General features: G+C 66.5%; 3 protein-coding genes. 2 read left to right on the top strand and 1 reads right to left on the bottom strand.

Annotation, left to right across the window (positions count from 1 at the left end; all coding sequences use genetic code 11):
* Nucleotides 1-1,102 (top strand): GNAT family N-acetyltransferase (locus tag AC1DOC_RS22825; RefSeq protein WP_478130539.1); only part of this gene is annotated, 1,102 nt, incomplete at its 5' end.
* Nucleotides 1,103-1,132: 30 nt separating this feature from the next.
* Here AC1DOC_RS22825 and ppa read toward each other — a convergent pair.
* Nucleotides 1,133-1,660, bottom strand: coding sequence for an inorganic diphosphatase (gene ppa, locus AC1DOC_RS22820; RefSeq protein WP_012747468.1), 528 nt, complete (start codon nucleotides 1,658-1,660; stop codon nucleotides 1,133-1,135).
* Nucleotides 1,661-1,914: 254 nt separating this feature from the next.
* Here ppa and AC1DOC_RS22815 point away from each other — a divergent pair.
* On the top strand, nucleotides 1,915-4,025 hold a 2,111-nt coding region (locus AC1DOC_RS22815; protein ID WP_478130538.1), incomplete at its 3' end, for a sodium-translocating pyrophosphatase.

Raw genomic sequence — 4,025 nt, 5'->3', positions numbered from 1 at the left:
GGCGCAGCCCTCGCCCTTCATGCGCCATGAATACCTTTCGGCATTGCACGACAGCGGCAGCGCCTCGCCCGAAAGCGGCTGGATGCCGCAGTTCATCACCCTGTGGCGTGGCAAGGAACTGCGGGCGGCCTGCCCGGCCTACATCAAGACCCACTCCTATGGCGAATATGTCTTCGACTGGGCCTGGGCCAATGCCTACGAACAGCATGGGCTTGCCTACTATCCCAAGGCAGTGGTGGCCGTGCCGTTCACGCCGGTGCCCGGCGCACGCCTGCTGGCGCGCGATGCGCAGGACCGCACGCTGCTGGTGCAGGCACTGGTGGCCTGGTGCAGGAAGGAAGAACTGTCGTCGCTGCATCTGCTGTTCGGCGCGGACGCCGACATTGCCGCCTGCACCGAAGCGGGCCTGATGCTGCGCAACACGGTGCAGTTCCACTGGACGAATGCCGCCCCGGGGGAATCAGGCGAAACAGCCGGCTACGCGGACTTCGAAGCCTTTCTTGCCAGCCTGTCGCACGACAAGCGCAAGAAGATCCGGCAGGAGCGCCGCAAGGTGGCCGAGGCCGGCGTGACCTTTCGCTGGTCGCGCGGCGCAGACATCGCCCGGTCGGATTGGGATTTCTTCTACCGCTGCTATGCGCGCACCTACCGCGAGCATGGCAACCCGCCCTATCTTTCGCGCGACTTCTTCCAGCGCATGGCCGACACCATGCCCGAAGCCTGGCTGCTGTTCGTCGCCGAGCGCGGAGGAAAGCCCATCGCGGCGAGCCTGATCGCGCTGTCCACCCACGGGGACGACGCGCTGGTGGCCTATGGCCGCTACTGGGGCGCCGTGGAGCGCGTCGACTGCCTGCATTTCGAGGCCTGCTACTACCAGCCGCTGGCCTGGTGCATTGCGCACGGCGCCAGGCGCTTCGAAGGCGGGGCGCAGGGCGAGCACAAGATGGCGCGCGCATTGATGCCGGTGAAGACCACCAGCGCGCACTGGCTCGCGCACCCCGGCTTCGCCGACGCGGTCGAACGCTTTCTCGAGCGCGAGGGCGAAGGCATCGAGAACTACATGGACCACCTGGGCGAACGCAGCCCCTTCAAGGCCGGCTGAGCAGCCGGCCGCGAACACCCGGGAAGCCGCTTACTTCTTGTAGGCGGCGATGCCGTCGACGATTTCCTTCTTGGCCGCGTCGATGCCTTCCCAGCCCAGCACCTTGACCCACTTGCCGGCTTCCAGGTCCTTGTAGTGCTCGAAGAAGTGGCTGATGGCCTTCAGGCGCATCGGGTTCACGTCGTCGACCGACTTCCAGTGGCTGTAGATCGGCAGCACCTTGTCGGTGGGCACGGCCAGCACCTTGCCGTCGACGCCGGCTTCGTCCTCCATCATCAGGATGCCGAGCGGGCGGCACGGCACCACCACGCCGGGCAGGAGCGGGTACGGCGCGATCACCAGCACGTCGACCGGGTCGCCGTCGCCGGAGAGGGTCTGCGGCACGTAGCCGTAGTTGGCCGGGTAGTACATCGCGGTCGTCATGAAGCGGTCGACGAAGATCGCGCCCGATTCCTTGTCGACTTCGTACTTGATCGGGTCGGCATTCATCGGGATTTCGATCACGACATTGAAGGCGTCGGGGATGTTCTTGCCGGGGGAGACTTTGTCGAAGGACATGACGTTTTCGAGTAGTTGAAAAGTATGAGGGGAGATGGGGACAAACCCGGAGTTTACTTTCCGTGTCACGGCCCGGTCGCACGCGTTCTTGTTTTTGCCTGTAAATTGCACCCGTTGGCCAATCGGCTCCGCACCTCGGTGCTGCGAGCTTCGAGGAAGCAACGCGACGGAAAACCTGGGTCCCGTACGCGTTGCGCGCAGGACCCATGCTGTCCGTCTCCACTAGTCACAACGAACGAATGGAGAAGCAAAGCATGATCGGCAACACCCCCCTGATACTCGCCATCGTCTGCGGCCTCGTGGCCGTCGGCTACGGTTTCTGGGCCCGAAGTTGGATTCTCGCCAAGGACCCGGGCAACGCTCGGATGCAGGAAATCGCGGCCGCCATCCAGGCCGGCGCATCGGCCTACCTCGCCAAGCAGTACACCACCATCGCGGTGGTCGGCGTGGTCCTGGCCATTCTCATCGGCATCTTCCTGGACGCGACCACGGCCATCGGCTTCGTGGTGGGCGCGGTGCTTTCGGGCGCCTGCGGGTTCATCGGCATGAACGTGTCGGTGCGCGCCAACGTGCGCACCGCGCAGGCGGCCACGCAAGGCATCGGCCCGGCGCTGGACGTCGCATTCCGCGGCGGCGCCATCACGGGCATGCTGGTGGTGGGGCTGGGCCTCCTGGGCGTCTCGGTCTTCTACTGGTTCCTGGCGGGCAACGGCAATCTCACGCCGGACCGCAGCCTCTCGGCCATCCTCAACCCGCTGATCGGCTTTGCCTTCGGCTCCTCGCTGATCTCGATCTTCGCGCGGCTGGGCGGCGGCATCTTCACCAAGGGCGCCGACGTGGGCGCCGACCTGGTGGGCAAGGTCGAGGCCGGCATTCCCGAAGACGATCCGCGCAACCCGGCCGTCATTGCGGACAACGTGGGCGACAACGTCGGCGACTGCGCCGGCATGGCGGCCGACCTGTTCGAAACCTACGCCGTCACGCTGATCGCCACCATGGTGCTGGGCGCGCTGATGGTCACGGCGGCGCCGCTCAATGCGGTGCTCTATCCGCTGGCACTGGGCGGCGTGTCGATCATCGCGTCGATCATCGGCTGCTTCTTCGTCAAGGCCTCGCCGGGCATGACCAACGTGATGCCGGCGCTCTACAAGGGCCTGGCGGTGGCGGGCCTTCTGTCGCTGATCGCGTTCTGGTTCGTCACGAGCTGGCTCATCCCCGACAACGCCATTGCCGCGAGCGGCAGCCAGCTCAAGCTGTTCGGCGCCTGCTTCGTCGGCCTGGCGCTCACGGCCGCGCTGGTGTGGATCACCGAGTACTACACCGGCACGCAGTACAAGCCGGTGCAGCACATCGCGCAGGCCTCCACCACGGGCCACGGCACCAACATCATCGCGGGCCTGGGCGTCTCGATGCGTTCGACGGCCTGGCCGGTGATCTGCGTCTGCGTGGCCATCATGGCCTCGTATGCGCTCGCCGGGCTGTTCGGCATTGCGGTGGCCGCCACGGCCATGCTGAGCATGGCGGGCATCGTGGTGGCGCTCGACGCCTACGGTCCCATCACCGACAACGCCGGCGGCATTGCCGAGATGAGCGAGCTGCCCGACAGCGTGCGCGCCGTGACCGACCCGCTCGACGCTGTGGGCAACACCACCAAGGCCGTGACCAAGGGCTACGCGATCGGCTCGGCCGGCCTCGCCTCGCTGGTGCTCTTTGCCGACTACACCCACAAGCTGGAGAGCTTCGGGCTGAACATCAGCTTCAACCTGAGCGACCCGATGGTGATCGTCGGCCTGTTCATCGGCGGCCTGATTCCCTACCTGTTCGGCGCCATGGCCATGGAGGCCGTGGGCCGGGCGGCCGGCGCGGTGGTCGAGGAGGTGCGCCGGCAGTTCCGCGAGATCCCCGGCATCATGGAAGGCACCGGCAAGCCCGAGTACGGCAAGGCCGTGGGCATGCTGACCGGCGCGGCCATCAAGGAAATGATGATCCCCTCGCTGCTGCCGGTGGTGGTGCCGATCCTGGTCGGGCTGGTGCTCGGGCCGAAGGCGCTGGGCGGCCTGCTGATGGGCACCATCGTGACCGGCCTGTTCGTCGCCATCTCGATGTGCACGGGCGGCGGCGCATGGGACAACGCCAAGAAGTACATCGAGGACGGCCACCACGGCGGCAAGGGCTCCGAGGCGCACAAGGCGGCCGTCACCGGCGACACCGTGGGCGACCCCTACAAGGACACGGCCGGCCCGGCGGTGAATCCGCTGATCAAGATCATCAACATCGTGGCGCTGCTGATCGTGCCGCTGGTGGTCAAGTTCCATGCCGGCGATGCGGCCGCGGCCGTGCCGCACAAGGTCGAGATGCCTCCGGC

This window comes from Variovorax sp. 01T439_2, from assembly GCF_056398445.1.
This window is presented reverse-complemented; position numbering and strand designations above follow the sequence as displayed.

Coding starts and splice junctions, on each gene's coding strand:
- ppa (WP_012747468.1), bottom strand. CDS start 1,660: ATGTCCTTCGACAAAGTCTCCCCCGGCAAGAACATCCCCGACGCCTTC.